The organism is Gemmobacter caeruleus (assembly GCF_008271655.1).
In the GTDB taxonomy this organism is placed as follows: domain Bacteria; phylum Pseudomonadota; class Alphaproteobacteria; order Rhodobacterales; family Rhodobacteraceae; genus Gemmobacter; species Gemmobacter caeruleus.
Genome location: NZ_VKKX01000052.1, coordinates 86,368 through 105,015 on the forward strand (window position 1 = coordinate 86,368; position 18,648 = coordinate 105,015).

Here is an 18,648-nt window from a genome sequence, read left to right on the forward strand (position 1 = left end):
TCTCCTTTTGCCGGGCATGATGGCGCAAGGGGCGGGGGATGCAAGCCGCAGGGTGGCGGCGGTCGCCGCTTCGTGATCAAGACGGCGCGACAGGAAAGGACTGGGCAATGACGGGGCAGGAATTGCTGGATGCGCTGCTTGCGCAAGAACACGGGGTCTGGCAGGCGCTGGTCGCGGGCGATGCGGCGGCGGATGCGGCGCTGCTGGCACCGGGCTTTGTCGGGCTCTATCCCGACGGTTTTGCCGGGCGCGACGATCATGCCGGGCAACTGGCCGGCGGGCCGACGGTGCAAAGCTACGAGATCAGCGCCGCCCGCGCCTTGCCCCTGGCCGAGGGGGTGGCGTTGCTGGCCTATCATGCCAGCTATACCCGCCCCCGGGGCGGCCCGGCGGAACGCATGTGGGTCAGCTCGGTCTGGCGGCGCGAGGGGGCGGGCTGGGTCAACCTGTTCTCGCAGGATACGCCCTGCGACGCGCCCTTCGCCCCGGTCTGACCGCCGTGCCCCGGTTGACGTTTCGCCCATCCGGGCGTATGCGCGGGGCGTGGCGCTTTGTGACCGGATTGCGGGCCACGTTAAACAAACCGCTAAAAGGTGAAGGGTGACGCACCCCGAAGCCTTCGGTCTTCGGGGTTTTGTTTTGCCGGAGGCAGAGATGAGCAAGGACTGGAAAACCCGCACCACGCTGGTGCATGAAGGCAGCCGCCGCAGCCAGTATGGCGAGATGGCCGAGGCGATCTTTCTCACGCAGGGCTTTGTCTACCCGACCGCCGAATCCGCCGAGGCGCGGTTTCTCAAGACCGAGGGCGACGAGTTCATCTATGCCCGCTACGGCAACCCGACCACGCGGATGTTCGAGGAACGCATCGCCGCGCTGGAAGGCACGGAAGACGCCTTTGCCACCGCCTCGGGGATGGCTGCGGTCAATGGCGCGCTGACCTCGATGCTGCGGGCGGGCGATCATGTGGTTTCGGCGCGCGCGCTGTTCGGATCCTGCCTCTATATCCTGGAAGAGATCCTGACGCGCTATGGCGTGCAGGTGACCTTTGTCGAGGGCGCCGATCTGGACCAGTGGCGCGCCGCGATGCGCCCCGGCGTCACCAAGGCCGTGTTCTTTGAAAGCATGTCGAACCCGACGCTGGAACTGGTCGATATCAAATCGGTGTCGGAAATCGCCCATGCCGCCGGCGCGCTGGTGGTGGTGGACAACGTGTTTTCCACCCCGATCTTCAGCCGCGCCGTCGATCTGGGCGCCGATGTCATCGTCTATTCCACCACCAAGCATATCGACGGGCAGGGCCGCGCGCTTGGCGGGGTGATCTGCGGCACGACCGAATTCATCCGCAAGACGGTCGAGCCCTATATGAAACATACCGGCGGCTCCATGAGCCCCTTCACGAGCTGGATCATGCTGAACGGCATGGCGACGCTGGACCTGCGCTGCCGCGCCATGGCCGACAGCGCGCTGAAGGTGGCGCAGGCATTGGAGGGCGACGCCCGGCTGGGTCGCGTGATCTATCCGGGTCTGACCAGCCACCCGCAGCACGATCTGGCCATGGCGCAGATGGGCTCGGGCGGGACGATGATCGCCTTCGAGGTGAAGGGCGGCAAGGAAGCTGCGTTCCGCGCGATCAACGCGCTGGAAATCATCAAGATTTCCAACAATCTGGGCGACGCGAAATCCATTGCCACCCATCCCGCCACCACCACGCATCAACGCCTTCCCGAGGCGCAGAAGGCCGCGCTTGGCATCACGCCGGGGCTGATCCGGCTGTCGGTCGGGCTGGAGGATGCCGATGACCTGATCGCCGATCTGCGGCGCGGTCTGGATCTGGCCTGAGACGGGCGCGGCCCCCGGGGCAATCCTCCCGGGGGCCGCGCGTTTCACACGATGCCGCCGCCGGCGCCGCTGACAGGCGGACGCACCTGCGCCACCCGCGCGCGGTAGCCGCTGGCGCGGAAGGCGGACACGGGGTCGATGGCCCCGCCCGCGCGCAGCCGCGCCATGGCGAGGATCGGCTCCACATCGGTGCGGAACCCGGCGCGCAGCGTGGCGGCCGCCATCAGCGCGTCATTGTCATCGCGATAGCCGGCAAGCGCCGCCCGGTCCACCAGACTGGCCTGCACATAGGCGCGCTGGATTTCCATCGCCGAAACCATCAGGCTTTCGATCGGGTCGGTCACGTTATGGCTCTGGTCGATCATGTGCGACAGGTTCAGGCCGGGCGTATCTTCCAGCTCCACCAACTCGTTCCAGACCAGGAACAGGCGGAACGGGTCGATCGTGCCGCTGTCCAGATCGTCATCGCCATATTTGCTGTCGTTGAAGTGAAAGCCGCCCAGCTTGCCCGCCCGCACCAGCCGCGCCACGATCATCTCGATATTCACATTCGGCGCGTGATGGCCCAGATCGACCAGACACATCGCCTGCGGGCCCAGTTCCTGCGCCGTCATCAGGCTGGTGCCCCAATCCTGCACCACGGTGGAATAGAAGGCCGGCTCATACATCTTGTGTTCGCTGAACAGCCGCCAATCGGCCGGCAGCCCGGCATAGATCGCCTTCATGCTGTCGAGATAACGCTCGAACTGCGCGGAAAGGCTGGTCTGGCCGGGAAAGTTCGATCCGTCGCCGATCCAGACCGTCAGCGCGGTCGAACCGAGGGCGCGGCCGATCTCGATACAGTCCAGGTTGTGTTCCACCGCCTGCGCCCGCGCGGCCGCGTCGGTATGGCTGAGCGAGCCGAATTTGTAGCTGCGCGCCTGATCGGGCTGGTCCTGAAAGGTGTTGGAATTCATGGCGTCAAAGCCAAGCCCGTGCTCCTCGGCCTTGGCCAGCAGATCGCCCGCCGGGGCCTTGTCCCAGGGGATATGCAGGCTGACCTTGGGCGTCGCGCGGGTCAGCGCCTGGATCACCCCGCAATCGTCGAGCTTGTCGAAGATATGGCGCGGCTCGCCCGCGCCGGGAAAGCGGGCAAAGCGCGTGCCGCCGGTGCCGGTGCCCCAGCTGGGCACCGCGACGCCAAAGCCCATGGCGCGGGCGGTCAGATCCTCGATCGCCACCCCGCGCCGGGCCAGCCGGGCGCCAAGCGCGTCATAATCGGCCCGCAGCGCGGCTTCCTGCGCGGCATTTTCCTGTTCGATCAGATGCTTGTCGATCATTCCTGTCACCGCGTGAAGGCTTGGACATTACCCGCATCGACATTGAGGATGTTCCCCGTCGATTTGGCCGAAAGGTCGGAGGCAAAGAAATAGGCGCCTTCCGCGATATCCTCGGGCAGGACCGACCGCTTGAGCATGGAGCGCTGGCGATACATTTCCTCCAGCCCCTCCTTGTCCTTGCCATAGGTCGAGGCGCGCTGGTCCAGCCATTCGCCCGACCAGATCTTGCTGCCGCGCAGCACCGCGTCGGGGTTCACCACATTCACCCGAATGCCCGCTTCGGCCCCTTCCAGCGCAAGGCAGCGCGCCAGATGGATTTCGGCCGCCTTGGCGGTGCAATAGGCGCTGGCATTGGGGCTGGCCGCCAGCCCGTTCTTGGAGGCGACAAAGATCACCGACCCGCCGATCCCTTGCGCGCGCAGGCATTTGAACGCCTCGCGCGAGACGAGGAAATAGCCGGTGGACAGGATGTCCATGTTCTTGTTCCACAGCGCGAGGCTGGTTTCCTCCACCGGGGCAGAGGAGGCGATGCCGGCATTGGAGACAAGGATATCCACGCCCCCGAAAGCCAGCGCCGTCTCGGCATAGGCGGCGATCACCTGGCCTTCATCGGTCACGTTCATCGCCACGCTGCGCACCATGTCGGCGCCAAAGACGCGGGCCATGCCGGCCGCCACATCCGCCGCGGCCGGGCCGTCGATATCGGCCAGCACCACGCAGGCGCCTTCCTTCAGGAACCGCTCCGCCGTGGCCGAGCCGATGCCGCCCGCGCCCCCGGTCACCAGCGCCACCCGCCCGGCCAGGGCCTTGGGCTTGGGCATGCGTTGCAGCTTGGCTTCCTCCAGCAGCCAGTATTCGATGTCAAAGGCCTCTTGCTCCGGCAGGCCCTGATAGGTGGATACCGCGCTGGCGCCGCGCATCACGTTGATCGCATTGACATAGAATTCGCCCGAGATCCGCGCCGTGGGCTTGTCGAGCGCGAAGGTGATCATGCCGACCCCCGGCACCAGCCAGACCACCGCGTTCGGGTCACGCAGCGCGGGGCTGTCGGGGTGTTTGCAGCGGTCGTAATAGGCGGCGTAATCGGCGCGGTAATCGTCGGCGGCCTTGGCCAGCCCGGCGATGGTCGCGTCCAGATCCGGCGCGGCCGGGTCGAAATCCACCAACAGGGGGCGGATCTTGGTGCGCAGGAAATGGTCGGGGCAAGAGGTGCCCATCGGCGCCAGCGTGCCCAGCATGGCCGAGCCGAGGAATTCCAGCACGGCCGGGCTGTCATCGAAATGACCGACCTTGTGCCGCTCTTGCGAGATCAGGCCGCGAATCACCGGCATCAGACGCGCCGCCACCGCACGGCGTTCGGCCGCGGGCAGGGTGGGGCGGGCCGGTCCGCCAAAGGCGGGCTTGCCTGCGGATTTCTCCTCCAGCCAGGTGGCGGCCTTGTTGATGATTTCCAGCGTGGTCAGGTAGCAATCCTTGGCGTCATCGGCCCAGGTGAACAGGCCATGGCTTTCCAGCACCGCGCCGCGCATCTGCGGGTTTTCGGTCGCCAGCTTTTCCAGCCACAGGCCCAGTTCGTAACCGGGTTTCTTCCAGGGCAGCCAGCCGATCTCGTCGCCGAAAATCTCTGCCGTCAGTTGTTTGGAGTTGACCGAAGCCGCAATCGCGATGATCGAATCCGAGTGAACGTGATCGACATGTTTGCGCGGCACATAGGCGTGCAGCGGCGTGTCGATCGAGGCGGCGCGCGGGTTCAGGTTGAAGGTGCAATGCGGCAGATAGCCCACCATCTCGTCTTCATGGGCGACGCCGCGATAGAGGCCCTTCAGGGCGTGCAGCTTGTCCATGTAGAGCGTGGAAAACCCGTCCATCTTCATGGATCCGATATCGCCGCCCGAGCCCTTGACCCACAGAACCTCGGCCATTTCGCCGGTGAGCGGGTCTTTTTCCTGCACTTTGGCGCTGGTATTGCCGCCGCCGTAATTCGTCACGCGCTTGTCGGACCCCAGCAGGTTCGAGCGGTAGAGCAGCTTTTCCGATTCGCTCATCGACGCGGCCTTCGCGTCATCCCACAGGTTTTGCAGCCGGCTGGCGGCGGGGCTGGTCGTCATGCTGTCCTCCTCTGCGCGTGCCCGGATGCCGCGCCTCCTTGTCGGAAATCATGCGCGGATGCGACCGAATGTCAATCAATTTCGATCACGATCAATCATTATGCAGGTGCAGAATGACATTCTGCGATTGAAAATGATTGACATTGATCGAATCCAATGGAAATCTCGCTGCAAGGGAGGACGAGATGCACGAAAGCGAACGCCACAGGATCATTCTGTCTGCGGTGCAGGAACGGCCCGTCGTGACGGTGCCCGATCTGTGCCAGCTGACCGGCGCGTCAGAGGCGACGATCCGGCGCGACATCGCGCAACTCCATGTCCAGAAAAAGCTGCGCCGGGTGCGGGGCGGGGCCGAGGCCATCGCGCCGCCCAGCTTTGTCGGCATCAATGCCCGGCCCTTTGCGCTGAATGAAACCATCCACGCCGCCGAAAAGCGCGCCATTGCCCGGGCGGCGGTGGATCTGTGCGACGATGGCGATGCGATCATCATCAATGGCGGCACCACCACCTTTCAGATGGTGCATCCGCTGACGGCCAAGCGGCTTCAGGTCTTTACCAACAGCTTTCCGATCGCGGAACACCTGCTGAAACATTCGCGCAATACCGTGCTGCTGCCGGCGGGGGCGATCTATCGCGAACAGAACATCATCCTGTCCCCCTTTGACGAGGATGGCAGCCGGCATTTCTATGCCCGGCGCATGTTCATGGGTTGTCGCGGCCTTGGCCCGCTGGGGTTGATGGAAGGCGACCCGCTGCTGGTGCAGGCCGAACAGAAACTGATCGGGCAGGCGGATGAGCTGGTGGTGCTGGCCGACAGTTCCAAGTTCAACCAGCGCTCCAGCCTGCTTCTGTGCCCGCTGGCCCGCATCCATACGGTCATCACCGATGACCGCATCGAAGACCGCGCCGCCGCCATGCTGGAGGCCGCCGAAGTGCGGCTGATCGTGGCCGAGGCGCAGGCCGAAAAGACCCGCGCCCGATCTGACTGAGGCGCGGCCGGACTTCCCCGCAGAGGAACGGGGTGAACGCTCAGGGAGGAACATGATGAGCATTCTGAAAAAGGCACTGACCACGGCGGCGCTCGCCTCCGTGCTGCTGGCGGGCGCGGCCCAGGCCGAAACCACGCGCGTCGCGCTGGTGGTCAAGGCGCTTGGCATCGGCTTTTTCGAGGCGGCCAACAAGGGCGCCGAGGAAGCCGCCAAGGAACTGGGCGATGTGGAGATCATCTATACCGGCCCGACCGACACCACCGCCGAGGGCCAGATCGAGGTGATCAACAGCCTGATCGCGCAAAAGGTCGATGCCATCGCCGTGTCGGCCAATGACACCGACGCGCTTGTGCCCACGCTGAAAAAGGCGATGGAACGCGGCATCACCGTGATCTCGTGGGATTCGGGCGTGGCCAAGGATGGCCGGCTGATGCACCTGAACCCGTCCTCCAGCGCGCTGATCGGCAACACGATCATCAAGCTGGCCGCCGATCACCTGCCCGAGGGCGGCGAGGTCGCGGTGCTGTCGGCCACCACCACCTCCACGAACCAGAACACCTGGATCGAGGAAATGAACAAGGTGATGGGCAATTATCCCGGCATCACCGTGGTCGGCACCGTCTATGGCGACGATCTGGCCGACAAATCCTACCGCGAGGCGCAGGGTCTGATGCAGACCTACCCGAACCTCAAGGCCATCATCGCGCCGACCAGTGTCGGCATCGTGGCCGCGGCGCAGGCGGTGACGGATGCGGGCAAGATCGGCCAGATCAATGTGACCGGCCTGGGCCTGCCGTCGGAAATGGCGGGGCATGTGAAATCGGGCGCGTCGCAATCCTTTGCGATCTGGAACCCGATCGACCTGGGCTATTCGGCCACGATGATCGCCTATCACCTGGCGAAGGGCGACGCCAAGGCCGAGCCGGGCGCCGCGATCCCGATGGGCCGCATGGGCAGCGTGACGCTGGACGACAATACCGAAGGCGCCATGGCCGACCCCTTCACCTATGACGCCTCGAATATCGACCAGTTCTCGTCGATCTTCTGATCCGGGTGCGGCCCGGCGGCATACCGCTGCCGGGCCGGCCTGACCCTTTTGCAAAACGCCCCATCAGGGAAACGCCCATGCAACCCGTCCTGTCGCTTCGCGGCATTTCCAAGAGCTTTCCGGGGGTGCGCGCGCTGGATGGCGTGCAGCTTGACCTCCATCCCGGCCAGGTCACCGCGCTGATCGGTGAAAATGGCGCCGGGAAATCGACCATCGTCAAGATCCTGACCGGCATCTACCAGCCCGATGAGGGCACGATTGCGGTGGATGGCCAGCCGATGACCTTCCCGACCGCGCAGGCCGCGGGGGTGGCGGGCGTGACGGCGATCCATCAGGAAACCGTGCTGTTCGATGAACTGACCGTGGCCGAAAACATCTTCATCGGTCATGCCCCGCGCGGGCGTTTCGGCCTGATCGACCGCGCCGCCATGGTTGACGGCGCGCGGCGCCTGCTGGCGGGGATCGGTGCCGATCTGGACCCCAAGGCGCGGCTGCGCGATCTGGGCATCGCCTCGCGCCATCTGGTTGCCATCGCGCGGGCGCTGTCGATCGACGCAAGGGTGGTCATCATGGACGAGCCGACCGCCGCGCTGAGCCACAAGGAAATTCACGAACTCTATGACCTGGTCGAGACGCTGAAACGGCAGGGCAAGGCGATCCTGTTCATCAGCCACAAGTTCGACGAGATATTCCGCATCGCCGACCGCTATACCGTGTTCCGCGACGGCCAGTTTGTCGCGGAAGGTCAAATGGCCGAGGTGACCGAGGCCGCGCTGGTGCAGATGATGGTCGGCCGCGCGGTGGACCAGATCTACCCCAAGCGCCCGGCCGAGATCGGCCCGCCGGTGCTGACCGTGGCGGGCTACAGCCACCCGACCGAATTCGAGGATATCGGATTTACCCTGCACCGGGGCGAGATCCTGGGCTTTTACGGCCTGGTCGGCGCCGGCCGGTCCGAGGTGATGCAGGCGCTGTTCGGCATCACGCGCCCCTCCAAGGGGGCCTGCCGGGTGGATAACGAGGTGCGGGTGATCCGCTCCACCGCCGAGGCGGTCGCGGCCGGCATCGTCTATGTCCCCGAGGATCGCGGCCGGCAAGGCGCGGTCAAGGGGCTGCCGATCTTTCAGAACGTGACCCTGCCGTCGCTGTCGCGCACCAGCCGCGCCGGTTTTCTGCGGCTGGCCGAGGAATTCGCGCTGGCGCGCGACTATACGCAGCGGCTCGATCTCAGGGCGGCCAGCCTCGATCAGGATGTGGGGCTGCTGTCGGGGGGCAATCAGCAAAAGGTGGTCATCGCCAAATGGCTGGCCACGCGCCCCCGCATCATCATCCTGGACGAGCCGACCAAGGGGATCGACATCGGATCCAAGGCCGCCGTGCATGACTTCATGTCGGAACTGGCGGCGCAGGGGCTGGCCGTCATCATGGTCAGTTCGGAAATCCCCGAGGTGCTGGGCATGTCGGACCGGGTGATCGTGATGCGGGCGGGGCGGATCGCGGCGGAATTTTCCGGCGCGGCGATGACACCGGAAAATCTGGTGCGCGCCGCTGTCGGCATCGGGGAAGGGGAGGCGGCATGAACGCCCTGCTGAAATCGCGCGAGGCGATCCTTGCGCTGGCCATTCTGATCCTGCTCGCGGTGATTGCCAGCCGCTTTCCCGGTTTCGTGCGGCCGGGGAACCTCGCGAATGTGCTGACCGATACCGCGCCGCTGATCATTCTGGCGCTTGGCCAGATGGCGGTGATCGTGACCAAATGCATCGACCTGTCGGTCGCGGCCAATCTGGCGCTGTGCGGCATGATTTCGGCCATGCTGAACGGGGCCGGGGTGCCGCTGCCACTGATCCTGCTGGCGGTGATCGCGCTTGGCGCGGCCCTGGGCGCGGTGAACGGGCTTCTGGTGTGGAAGCTGTCGATCCCGTCGATCGTGGTGACGCTGGGCACGATGACCATCTATCGCGGCATCATCTTTCTGCTGACAGACGGCAAATGGATCAACGCGCATCAGATGAGCGAAGGGTTCAAGGCCTTTCCGCGCGCGGTGTTTCTGGGCCTGCCGGTGATGACCTGGATCGCGCTGGCCATCGTGGCGGCCTTTGCGCTGATCGTCAGCCGCACGCCGCTGGGCCGGGCGCTGTTTGCCGTGGGCGGCAATCCGCATGCGGCGGTCTATGCCGGCATCTCGGTCGGGGGGACGCAGGCGGCGGCCTTTGTCATCTCGGGCGCGCTGGCGGGGCTGACCGGCTATCTGTGGGTGGCGCGCTATGCGGTCGCCTATGTCGATATCGCCGGCGGGTTCGAGCTTGATGTCGTGGCGGCCTGCGTGATCGGCGGCGTGGCCATCGCGGGCGGCGCGGGCTCGGTCGCGGGGGCGGTGATGGGGGCGCTGTTTCTGGGCATCGTCAAGAACGCCCTTCCCGTCATCGGCATCTCGCCCTTCTGGCAGATGGCGATTTCCGGGTCCGCGATCCTGATCGCCATTGCCTTCAACGCACGCGGGCAGGGGCCGGCGGGGCGGATCATCCTGACCAAGGCGGAGCATCGCGCATGACCACCTCACCGACCCTTCGCCAGATCCCCGACCGCCTGCAATCGCCGCTGGCGCGCGCCCTGAAAAGCTGGGAGGCGCTGCTTCTGGCCGTGGCGGTGGCGATCTTTGTCGCCAATGCGCTGGCCTCGCCCTGGTTTCTCGACCCGTGGAACCTGTCGGATGCCAGCTTCAACTTCACCGAAAAGGCGCTGATCGCCTTTGCCATGGCCATGCTGATCATCGCGGGCGAGATCGACCTTTCGGTCGCCTCGATCATCGCGCTGGCCTCCACCGTGATGGGGGCGGCCATGGTGGCGGGGGCGCCGGTCTGGCTGCTGGTGGTGCTGGGCCTGGGCACGGGGCTGGCCTGCGGCGCGGTGAACGGGGTGCTGGTTGCGGGGTTCGGCCTGCCCTCGATCGTGGTGACGATCGGCACGATGAGCCTGTTTCGCGGCATCGCCTATATCGTCCTGGGCGATGGCGCCTATACCGGCTATCCGTCGGGGTTCGGCTGGTTCGGGCAGGGCTATGTCTGGTGGGTGTTCAGCGTGGAACTGGTGCTGTTCGCGGTGATGGCGGTGGTCTTTGGCGTGCTGCTGCATCGCACCAGCTTTGGCCGCATGGTCTTTGCCATTGGCAACAACGCCACCGCCGCGCGGTTTTCCGGCATCCGGGTGGATCGGGTCCGCTTCATCCTGTTCCTGCTGACCGGCGTGATGAGCGGCCTTGCCGCGGTCTGCCTGACCTCGCGCCTCGGCTCCACCCGCCCCTCCATCGCGACTGGGTTCGAACTGGAGGTGGTGACCATGGTCGTGCTGGGCGGGATCAATATCCTGGGCGGATCGGGGTCGATCCCCGGGGTGGTGATCGCGGCGCTGGTCATGGGGCTGGTGACCTTTGGCCTTGGCCTTCTGAACGTGCCGGGGATCGTGATGTCGATCATCGTGGGCGCGCTGCTGATCGGGGTGATCGCGCTGCCCCGGCTTTGGGCCATGTGGAGGCGGTGATGCAGAAATACGCCTTTCGGATGCAGCTGAACCCCGGCCGGGCCGAGGAATACCGCCGCCGCCATGATGACATCTGGCCTGAACTGGTCGATCTGTTGAAAGCGGCGGGGGTGGAGGATTATTCGATCCATCTCGACCCCGAAACCCATGCGCTGTTCGGCGTGTTGTGGCGGCGCGACGATCACGGGATGGACGATCTGCCCGCCCATCCGGTAATGCGGCGCTGGTGGGCGCATATGGCCGATCTGATGGCGGTGCATCCCGACAATGCGCCGGTCGCGGTGCCGCTGATCCCGATGTTTCACCTGCCATGAGCCATGTCGCGGTGATCGACATCGGCAAGACCAACGCCAAGCTCGCGCTGGTCGAAGGCGGCAGCCTGCGCGAGATCGCGGTGGTGACGCGGCCCAACCGGGTGATCCCCGGCCCGCCCTATCCGCATTTCGATCTGGACGGGCATTGGGATTTCTTTCTGGCGCATCTGGCGGCGTTTCAGGCGGCGCATGGGGTGGATGCGATTTCGGTCACCACCCATGGCGCGGCGGCGGTGCTGCTGGATGCGCAGGGCGGTCTGGCCGCGCCGATGCTGGATTACGAACATGCCGGGCCGGACGATCTGGCGGCGGATTATGACGCGCTGCGCCCCGATTTCGCGCTGACCGGATCGGCGCGGCTGCCGATGGGGTTGAATCTGGGCGCGCAACTGCATTGGCTGCTGGAAACGCAGCCCGGCCTGCGCGACCGGCTGGCCCATGTGCTGACCTATCCGCAATATTGGGGCTGGCGGCTGACCGGGGTCATGGCGACGGATGTCACCTCGCTGGGCTGTCACACCGATCTCTGGGCGCCGTTCGAGGCGCGCTTTTCGCCGCTGGTCGCCCGGCTGGGGCTGGAGGGGCGCATCGCGCCGGCGCGGCGGTCGGATGCGGTGCTGGGGGGGCTGCGCGCCGATCTGGCGGCGGCGACCGGCATCGCCCCCGGCACGCCGGTCGCGACCGGCATCCATGACAGCAATGCCTCGCTTTATCCGCATCTTCTGGGGCGGCAGGGGTCGTTCAGCGTGGTGTCCACCGGCACCTGGGTGATTGCCATGGCCATGGGCGGCGACGCGGTGCCGCTGGACCCCGCGCGCGACGTCTTGGTCAATGTGAATGCCCGGGGGCAGGGCGTGCCGACCGCGCGGTTCATGGGCGGGCGGGAATATGAGCTGATCCGCGCCGGGGCCACAGGCGCCGAGGGGGCCGCCCCCGATGCCGCCGATCGCGCGGCGGTGCTGGCGGGGATATGGCTCTTGCCGGCGGTCGAACCGGGCTCCGGCCCTTTTGCCGGCCGCGCGATGCGCTGGCAGGGCGAGGCCGCGACCGCAGGCCAGCGGATGCTCGCGCTTGGCTGGTATCTGGCCCTGATGACCGAGACCTGCCTCGGTCTGATCGGGGCGCGCGGCCCGCTGATCGTCGAGGGCCCCTTTGCCCGCAATGCCGATTACCTTGCGATGCTGGCCGCGCTGCGTCCCGAGGGGGTGGAGGTCGCGGCCTCGGCCACCGGCACCTCGGCGGGGGCGGCGCTGCTGTGTCTGCCGCAGGGCGCGGCACCCGCCACCCGCAAGGTGCCCCCGCCCCAGGACGCCGCGGCGCTGCGGGCCTATGCGGCGGCCTGGCGCGACCGGGCATGACGCGGCGCCAAGGCCGGCTGCCCCTTGAACCGCGCCGCGCGGCCCCCATCTGATAGGGGGTCGCTTTTCCGCCGCAACCCGGCTAGGACGGTGATCTGCGCGGCCCCTGCGCGCGTATACCTGTTGACATTGAAGGCCGCCCCCTGGGCTGCCGGAACCGGAAGGATATGCCATGAATGTGCATCTGCCCGAAATCGACACCCCCCCTTCGGCCGAAGCCGCGGCCGAGGCGCTGGCGCTTTTGCGTCGCTGGAGCGCGGGGGCCACGGCGGCCGAACAGGCGGCACTTGGCCTTTATCCGACGCTGAGCCGGGCCTATCCGCAGGAGTTCGCCGCCGATGCCGCCTACAAGTCCACGCTGCCCGATCTGCAAAACGGGCCGGAAAGCCTGATCCGGGGCGAGCGTCGCGCCATCCAGCATGTCGGCATTTCCAATTTCCGCCTGCCGATCCGCTATCGTCTGCCCGATGGCGGCGACACAAGGCTGGAAACCAGCGTGACCGGCACCGTCAGCCTTGAGGCCGACAAGAAGGGCATCAACATGAGCCGCATCATGCGGTCATTCTATGCCCATGCCGACAGTGCCTTCAGCTTTGACGTCATCGACCGCGCGCTGGACGATTACAAGCGCGATCTGGGCAGTTTCGACGCCCGCATCCAGATGCGCTTCAGCTATCCGGTCAAGGTGACCTCGCTGCGCTCGGGCCTTGCGGGCTGGCAATATTACGACATCGCGCTGGAACTGGTGGAACAGGCCGGCCAGCGGCTGCGCATCCTGCATCTGGATTACGTCTATTCCAGCACCTGCCCCTGTTCGCTGGAACTGAGCGAACATGCCCGTGCCACGCGCGGCCAGCTGGCCACGCCGCATTCGCAACGCTCGGTCGCGCGGCTGTCGCTGGTGCTGAACCCCGGCGCGGCGCTGTGGTTCGAGGACGTGATCGCGCTGTGCCGTCGCGCCATCCCGACCGAGACGCAGGTCATGGTCAAGCGCGAGGATGAACAGGCCTTTGCCGAACTGAACGCCGCCAACCCGATCTTTGTCGAGGATGCCGCGCGGCTGTTCAGCGCCGCGCTGAAATCCGACCCGCGGATCGGCGATTTCCGCGTGCTGGCCAGCCATCAGGAAAGCCTGCACAGTCATGATGCGGTCAGCCTGCTGACCGAGGGGCCGACCTTCGCCCAGACCAGCCTGGACCCGCGCCTGTTCCAGACGCTGTTCCATATCGGCTGAGCGTCGGATGCGGTTCCTTGCCGGGGGCGTGCTTGTCGGCATGACCATGGCGGCGGCCGGTATCGCCTTTCCCCAACAGGCGCGGCTGGTGGCGCAGGCGGTCAGCGGGCTGGTTGTGGCGCCGGGTCGAGGATCGGCTGTTCGACTGGCAGATCACCGGCCATTTCCGGCTGACGCCCGATCTGATCGCGCGTCTGGGCGGGCAGGTCGCCGGGGGCTGACCTATTGGCTTGGCGGGCGAAAGGCCGTGGCCGGGATCGGGGTATAAAGCAGCTGCTCCAGCGGCGCGGTGCGTTCCCATTGGCAGACCGTCGCGACCTTGGCCATCTCGTCGATCACCTGGTTCTGGGTCTGGCCCTCGCTGTTGAACACCCAATCCTCGCAATCGGGGCTTTGCGGCTGATGGGCGCAGGCCGCCTCCAGCAGCCGGGCGGCGCGGAACATCGGGCATAGCGCCGTGCTGGCGGCCGCGCGTTTTTCGGCGCCCGCCCGGCTCAGCCGCGCGGTCACGCCGTCATAGGCCGTGTCGAAATAGGCATCGCGCAGGCGCCGCAGCGGCGTCGGGTCATAATTGCTGAAATGCACCGCATTGATCCGGGCATTGAGGTAACGCGGTTCCGTCTCGACCCCGCGCCCGTCGGTCAGCGTGACCGCGATATCGCCATAGGCCGCCCAGTAATCCGCGCGATATTGGCCCAGCGGCAGCGCCTCTTGCCAGATCGCCCCGGCCTCAAGCGCCTTGCGGGTGATATCGCTGCGCGGCCCCGGGCTGTTGCCCGAAGGGTCGCGCAGCAATTCGGCAATCGCGCTGACCGCCAGATCCACATTCTGCGGCTCGCCCCTGAGGCAATTGCGGCTGATCTGCAATTGCGCCTGTTCGATCTCGGCGATCAGATCGGAGGAATGGCGGATGCGAATGTCGATGAGCCGGGCCGCGTCGCGCATGTAGCGGGCATTTGCATTGCAGCCCATCTGGCCGCGCAGCAGATCGGCCGCGATGCGCCCGGCCTCGGGGCGCTGCGCCCAGACCGACATATAGGCCTGAAGCCGGATCCCGTCCAGAATCGGTTCCGGGCGCCGCTCCAGCGCGGCAATGGCCTCGGGCGACCAGTCGGGGATATGCCAGACCAGCATGAAGTTCGCCTCAAGCTGGCACAGCTCGCGGTCATAGCCGCGCAGATCGCCGGTCAGCCCGTCACAGACCGCGAACATCTGTTCCGCGCTGCCGCCCCAGCGGGGGTGCAGCGCGTCCAGCGTCAGGGAGATCACATGCCGGCCCGGCGCGATGCCAAGCGCCCGGTTCATCAATGCGACCGGGGCGCGGTTGCCGAACCCCGCCTGCCGCAGCAGGATCGCAAGGTCGATCGCGGGCAGGAAATCGTCGCGCACGGCCAGGGCGGCCTCGACCTGCAAGCTCGCCTCGGTCATGGTTTCGACAAAGGTCGCCTGTGTCTCGGGCGCGAGGCTGTTCCAGTAGCCATCGCCCCGCAACTGGAAGGCCCGGCGATAGAGCATCCAGCCCAATGCCGTCGTTGCATAGGGCGAGGTGGGGCGGGCCTTGGCCCAGGCCCGTGTCGGGTGGAGCCTGTCGTCATTGGCAGCTACGAACAGCGTTGCGTAGGCGCTGCGCAGGTCACGGAAATCGCGGCTTGCCAGCGCGGCGGCATGGGCATCCGCCAGATCCCGGTCCAGCGCATCGAAATCGCGCGTCACCAGTTGCGCATGCAGACGATCCATCGAAAGATCCGCTTGCGCGACCATGGGGCATAGCATCAGGGTCAGGACAATCATGAACAGGCTGCGCATCGGGATGCTCTCCTTTTGCGGGAAATTTGGTCGATCAATACGCCTGAATTGTGACGGTTTCGGTGTGGTGCGGCGCGGTGGACATGCCATTGACAGCGCGGCGGAAAGCGGATGAAGGTCGCGCCATGATCGTCTTTGCGCCTGTGGCCAATATTCTGGGGCGGCTGGTCCTGTTGCTGGGCGGGCTGATGCTGCTGCCGGCATTGCTGGACGCAGCGCAAGGCAATGGCAATGCGGGCGGCATCGCCGAGGCCTCGATCATCACCGCGGGGATGGGGGGGCTGGTGGTGCTGGCCACACGCGGCGCGCTGCGCGCGGCCTTTGACACCCGCAGCGCCTTTCTGCTGACGCTGGGCATTTGGGTCGTGACGCCGCTGTTCGGCGCGCTGCCCTTGATGCTGGGCGCGCCGCATCTGGGCTTTACCGATGCCTATTTCGAGGCGGTTTCCGGCATCACCACCACCGGATCGACGGTGATCACCGGGCTGGTCGATCTGCCGGCGGGGATGAACCTGTGGCGCGGCATGCTCAACTGGCTGGGCGGGCTGGGGATCGCCTTCATCGCGATGATCTTCCTGCCGGTGATGCGGGTGGGGGGCATGCAGTTCTTCAAGACCGAGGGGTTTGACACCTTTGGCAAGATCCTGCCCCGCGCCAGCGATATCGCACTGTCGCTGCTGGGGGTCTATGCCGGGCTGACACTTGCCTGTCTCATGGTCTACAAGGCCGTGGGCATGACCGCGCTGGATGCGGTCGTGCATGCCTTTGCCACCATCGCGACGGGCGGATTTTCACCGCAGGACAGTTCGTTCAACGCCTATGCGGGCGCGGGCGAATATGCCGGGGCGTTCTTCATGGCCGCCGCCGCCTTGCCCTATATCCGCTATGTGCAGATGGCGACGGGGCGCAGCGATGCGCTGTGGCGCGACCCGCAGGTGCGGTCCTATCTGGTCTGGCTGGCGGTCGCGGTCGGGGCGGTCACGCTCTGGCGCGTGCTGGCCACGGGCGAGCCGCTGGAGCCGACCTTCCGCGTCACACTGTTCAACATCGTCTCGCTGCTGACCGGCACGGGCTTTGGATCGGGCCCCTATGTGGCCTGGGGCGGATTTGCGCTGGTGGCGGCGTTGGTGGTGGGGGTGATCGGCGGCTGTTCGGGGTCATCCTCGGGGGCGCTGACGGTGTTCCGGGTGCAAATCGCCATGGCGGCGGTGCGGATGCGGCTGCGGCTGATCGGCAGCCCCAGCCGGGTGGAGCCGGTGCGCTATGCCGGCCGCGCGGTGGACAGCGAGACGCTGAACGGCGTGATGATGTTCGTCACCTCCTATATCCTGCTGATCGGGGTGCTGAGCGTGGCGCTGACCCTGACCGGGATCGACCTTGAGACCTCGATCTTCGCGATCTGGTCGTCGATCGGCAATATCGGCTATGCGATCGGGCCGGCGGTGGCGGCGACCTCGACCTATGACCAATTCCCCGAAGCGGCGAAATGGGTGATGATCGCCACCATGCTGCTGGGGCGGCTGGGGCTGCTGACCGTCTTTGTCGTGGTGCTACCGCGGTTCTGGCGTGGCTGAGCGCGGGCACATTGACAGCGCGGCCCGGCGCGGATCAAGGTCGGCATCATGATCGACCTGCGTCCTGTCGGATTTGTCCTTGGCCTGCTTTGTGTGGCCCTTGCGCTGTTCATGGCGCTGCCGATGGCGCTTGACCTTGCGGCGGGCGACGACAACTGGCGCGGGTTTCTGAGCGCGGCCTCGGTCACCGGCCTGGTGGGCGGCGTTCTTGCCTTGTCGAGCGCCAATGCCCTGGGCCAGGGGCTGAGCGTGCGGCAGGCCTTTCTGCTGACCGTTTCGGTCTGGGTGCTGCTGCCGGCCTTCGGCGCCTTGCCGATGACCTTTGGCGCGCCCGGCCTGCGCTTCATCGACGCCTATTTCGAGGCGGTCTCGGGGCTGACCACCACCGGCACCACGATCATCGGCCCCGATCCCGATACGATGGCCCCGGGCCTCGATCACCTGCCGCTGGGGGTGAACCTGTGGCGGGCCATGCTGCAATGGCTGGGCGGGCTGGGCATCGTGATCGTCGCGATGATCTTCCTGCCGGTGATGCGGGTGGGGGGGATGCAGTTCTTCCGCTCGGAAAGTTTCGACACCCAGGGCAAGATCCTGCCGCGGGCCTTCGACATCTCGCGCGCGCTGATCGAGATCTATGTGGCGCTGACCGTCATCTGCGCGCTGGTGTTCCATGCTCTCGGGATGGATGGCTATGACGCGGTGATCCATGCGCTGAGCTGCCTGTCCACCGGCGGCTTTTCCAATTACGACGCCAGCTTTGGCGCGCATGGCGGGGCCGAGCGGGTGGCGGCCACGCTGTTCATGCTGCTGGCCGCCATGCCCTTCATCCGCTTCGTGCAGGTGATGGGGGGCGACCCGAAGGCGCTGTGGCGCGATCCGCAGGTGCGGGGCTTTCTGCGCTGGTCGGGTTATGCGGTGGTGCTGGTCGCGGCGGCGGGCGTGATCTTTGGCGGCGAGGCGCCGCTTTACATGCTGCGCGAGGCGGCCTTCAACGTGGTCACCGTGATGACCGGCACCGGCTATGCCTCGGTCGATGTGACGGCCTGGGGCAGCTTTGCCTTTGTGGTCTTGCTGACCATGGGGCTGATCGGGGGTTGCACCTCCTCCACCGCCTGTTCGGTCAAGGTGTTCCGCTATCAGATCCTGATCGAGGCAGTGCGCGTGCGCATGATGCAGCTGGGGCGGCCGCATGTGGTGGCGCAGCCGCGCTATGCCGGCCAGCCGGTGACCGAGGATGTGCTGGATTCGGTCATCATGTTCTTCACCGCCTTCGTGCTGAGCTTTGGCCTTCTGGCGGTGGCGCTGTCGCTGACCGGGCTGTCGATCGGCACGGCGCTGACCGGGGCCTGGACCTCGATCGCCAATATCGGCCCGGTCTGGGGCCCCGAGGTTGGCCCGACCGGCGCGGTCAACGGCTTTCCCGACAGCGCCAAGATCCTGATGATCCTGGGCATGATCCTGGGCCGGCTGGAACTGCTGTCGGTCTATGTGCTGTTTCTCGCGCGGTTCTGGCGCGACTGAG

The 18,648-nt window shown here is 66.3% G+C and carries 16 protein-coding genes and 1 riboswitch; of the genes, 13 read left to right on the forward strand and 3 right to left on the reverse strand.

Features of this window, described 5'->3' with window-relative positions; all coding sequences use genetic code 11:
* Positions 1 to 107 precede the first annotated feature (107 nt).
* Entirely contained in the window at positions 108 to 494 is a 387-nt protein-coding gene (locus tag FOA17_RS17285; RefSeq protein ID WP_149142755.1) for a nuclear transport factor 2 family protein, read from the forward strand.
* 39 nt (positions 495 to 533) lie between these two features.
* A riboswitch (SAM riboswitch) is annotated at positions 534 to 610 on the forward strand.
* Positions 611 to 654: 44 nt separating this feature from the next.
* Positions 655 to 1,839: an O-succinylhomoserine sulfhydrylase gene (gene metZ / locus FOA17_RS17290; protein ID WP_149142756.1), complete on the forward strand. Its 1,185-nt coding sequence runs from the start codon at positions 655 to 657 to the stop codon at positions 1,837 to 1,839.
* A gap of 44 nt (positions 1,840 to 1,883) precedes the next feature.
* On the opposite strand, the gene rhaI is transcribed toward metZ, so the two are convergent.
* Both rhaI and FOA17_RS17300 read right to left on the reverse strand, forming a co-directional pair.
* Positions 1,884 to 3,158: an L-rhamnose catabolism isomerase gene (gene rhaI / locus FOA17_RS17295; RefSeq protein WP_149142757.1), complete on the reverse strand. Its 1,275-nt coding sequence runs from the start codon at positions 3,156 to 3,158 to the stop codon at positions 1,884 to 1,886.
* 5 nt (positions 3,159 to 3,163) lie between these two features.
* On the reverse strand, positions 3,164 to 5,266 hold the full coding sequence (locus tag FOA17_RS17300) for a bifunctional rhamnulose-1-phosphate aldolase/short-chain dehydrogenase (protein WP_149142758.1): 2,103 nt from the start codon (positions 5,264 to 5,266) through the stop codon (positions 3,164 to 3,166).
* A 185-nt stretch (positions 5,267 to 5,451) separates the two neighbouring features.
* Here FOA17_RS17300 and FOA17_RS17305 point away from each other — a divergent pair, with 185 nt between their 5' ends.
* The 9 genes from FOA17_RS17305 to FOA17_RS20205 all read left to right on the forward strand — a co-directional run bounded on the left by FOA17_RS17305 (position 5,452) and on the right by FOA17_RS20205 (position 13,967).
* Positions 5,452 to 6,255, forward strand: coding sequence for a DeoR/GlpR family DNA-binding transcription regulator (locus tag FOA17_RS17305; protein WP_149142759.1), 804 nt, complete (start codon positions 5,452 to 5,454; stop codon positions 6,253 to 6,255).
* A 55-nt stretch (positions 6,256 to 6,310) separates the two neighbouring features.
* Entirely contained in the window at positions 6,311 to 7,303 is a 993-nt protein-coding gene (gene rhaS, locus FOA17_RS17310) for a rhamnose ABC transporter substrate-binding protein (protein WP_149142760.1), read from the forward strand.
* 77 nt (positions 7,304 to 7,380) lie between these two features.
* Positions 7,381 to 8,883 carry a sugar ABC transporter ATP-binding protein gene (locus FOA17_RS17315; protein WP_149142761.1) on the forward strand — a complete coding sequence of 501 codons (1,503 nt, stop codon included), beginning with the start codon at positions 7,381 to 7,383 and terminating at the stop codon, positions 8,881 to 8,883.
* Positions 8,880 to 9,854 carry an ABC transporter permease gene (locus FOA17_RS17320; protein ID WP_149142762.1) on the forward strand — a complete coding sequence of 325 codons (975 nt, stop codon included), beginning with the start codon at positions 8,880 to 8,882 and terminating at the stop codon, positions 9,852 to 9,854. The genes FOA17_RS17315 and FOA17_RS17320 overlap by 4 nt, the downstream gene beginning before the upstream one ends.
* Positions 9,851 to 10,840: an ABC transporter permease gene (locus tag FOA17_RS17325; RefSeq protein ID WP_149142763.1), complete on the forward strand. Its 990-nt coding sequence runs from the start codon at positions 9,851 to 9,853 to the stop codon at positions 10,838 to 10,840. Before FOA17_RS17320 ends, FOA17_RS17325 begins: the two co-directional genes overlap by 4 nt.
* Complete coding sequence (gene rhaM, locus FOA17_RS17330; protein WP_149142764.1) at positions 10,840 to 11,154, forward strand: L-rhamnose mutarotase; 315 nt, start codon at positions 10,840 to 10,842, stop codon at positions 11,152 to 11,154. The genes FOA17_RS17325 and rhaM overlap by 1 nt, the downstream gene beginning before the upstream one ends.
* Positions 11,151 to 12,512, forward strand: coding sequence for an FGGY-family carbohydrate kinase (locus FOA17_RS17335; RefSeq protein WP_149142765.1), 1,362 nt, complete (start codon positions 11,151 to 11,153; stop codon positions 12,510 to 12,512). Before rhaM ends, FOA17_RS17335 begins: the two co-directional genes overlap by 4 nt.
* A gap of 172 nt (positions 12,513 to 12,684) precedes the next feature.
* Positions 12,685 to 13,746, forward strand: a complete 1,062-nt coding sequence (folE2, locus tag FOA17_RS17340) for a GTP cyclohydrolase FolE2 (RefSeq protein ID WP_149142766.1) — start codon at positions 12,685 to 12,687, stop codon at positions 13,744 to 13,746.
* A 113-nt stretch (positions 13,747 to 13,859) separates the two neighbouring features.
* Positions 13,860 to 13,967, forward strand: a complete 108-nt coding sequence (locus FOA17_RS20205) for a DUF1287 domain-containing protein (RefSeq protein WP_149142767.1) — start codon at positions 13,860 to 13,862, stop codon at positions 13,965 to 13,967.
* A gap of 1 nt (position 13,968) precedes the next feature.
* Here the strand turns inward: FOA17_RS20205 and FOA17_RS17350 are convergent, their stop codons facing one another.
* Entirely contained in the window at positions 13,969 to 15,552 is a 1,584-nt protein-coding gene (locus tag FOA17_RS17350) for a DUF4034 domain-containing protein (protein ID WP_162528305.1), read from the reverse strand.
* Between the two features lie 125 nt (positions 15,553 to 15,677).
* On the opposite strand from FOA17_RS17350, the gene FOA17_RS17355 reads away from it, so the two are divergent.
* Complete coding sequence (locus FOA17_RS17355) at positions 15,678 to 17,126, forward strand: TrkH family potassium uptake protein (protein ID WP_149142769.1); 1,449 nt, start codon at positions 15,678 to 15,680, stop codon at positions 17,124 to 17,126.
* Positions 17,127 to 17,174: 48 nt separating this feature from the next.
* Positions 17,175 to 18,647, forward strand: a complete 1,473-nt coding sequence (locus tag FOA17_RS17360) for a TrkH family potassium uptake protein (protein WP_149142770.1) — start codon at positions 17,175 to 17,177, stop codon at positions 18,645 to 18,647.
* The last annotated feature ends 1 nt before the right edge of the window (position 18,648 follow it).

Bases quoted from the DNA above. Each gene is read 5' to 3' on its own strand.
- rhaS (WP_149142760.1), top strand. From the start codon at position 6,311: ATGAGCATTCTGAAAAAGGCACTGACCACGGCGGCGCTCGCCTCCGTG.
- folE2 (WP_149142766.1), top strand. From the start codon at position 12,685: ATGAATGTGCATCTGCCCGAAATCGACACCCCCCCTTCGGCCGAAGCC.
- FOA17_RS17305 (WP_149142759.1), top strand. From the start codon at position 5,452: ATGCACGAAAGCGAACGCCACAGGATCATTCTGTCTGCGGTGCAGGAA.
- FOA17_RS17285 (WP_149142755.1), top strand. From the start codon at position 108: ATGACGGGGCAGGAATTGCTGGATGCGCTGCTTGCGCAAGAACACGGG.
- FOA17_RS17355 (WP_149142769.1), top strand. From the start codon at position 15,678: ATGATCGTCTTTGCGCCTGTGGCCAATATTCTGGGGCGGCTGGTCCTG.
- FOA17_RS17325 (WP_149142763.1), top strand. From the start codon at position 9,851: ATGACCACCTCACCGACCCTTCGCCAGATCCCCGACCGCCTGCAATCG.
- metZ (WP_149142756.1), top strand. From the start codon at position 655: ATGAGCAAGGACTGGAAAACCCGCACCACGCTGGTGCATGAAGGCAGC.
- FOA17_RS17315 (WP_149142761.1), top strand. From the start codon at position 7,381: ATGCAACCCGTCCTGTCGCTTCGCGGCATTTCCAAGAGCTTTCCGGGG.
- FOA17_RS17360 (WP_149142770.1), top strand. From the start codon at position 17,175: ATGATCGACCTGCGTCCTGTCGGATTTGTCCTTGGCCTGCTTTGTGTG.
- FOA17_RS17320 (WP_149142762.1), top strand. From the start codon at position 8,880: ATGAACGCCCTGCTGAAATCGCGCGAGGCGATCCTTGCGCTGGCCATT.
- rhaI (WP_149142757.1), bottom strand. From the start codon at position 3,158: ATGATCGACAAGCATCTGATCGAACAGGAAAATGCCGCGCAGGAAGCC.
- FOA17_RS17300 (WP_149142758.1), bottom strand. From the start codon at position 5,266: ATGACGACCAGCCCCGCCGCCAGCCGGCTGCAAAACCTGTGGGATGAC.
- FOA17_RS17350 (WP_162528305.1), bottom strand. From the start codon at position 15,552: ATGCGCAGCCTGTTCATGATTGTCCTGACCCTGATGCTATGCCCCATG.
- rhaM (WP_149142764.1), top strand. From the start codon at position 10,840: ATGCAGAAATACGCCTTTCGGATGCAGCTGAACCCCGGCCGGGCCGAG.
- FOA17_RS17335 (WP_149142765.1), top strand. From the start codon at position 11,151: ATGAGCCATGTCGCGGTGATCGACATCGGCAAGACCAACGCCAAGCTC.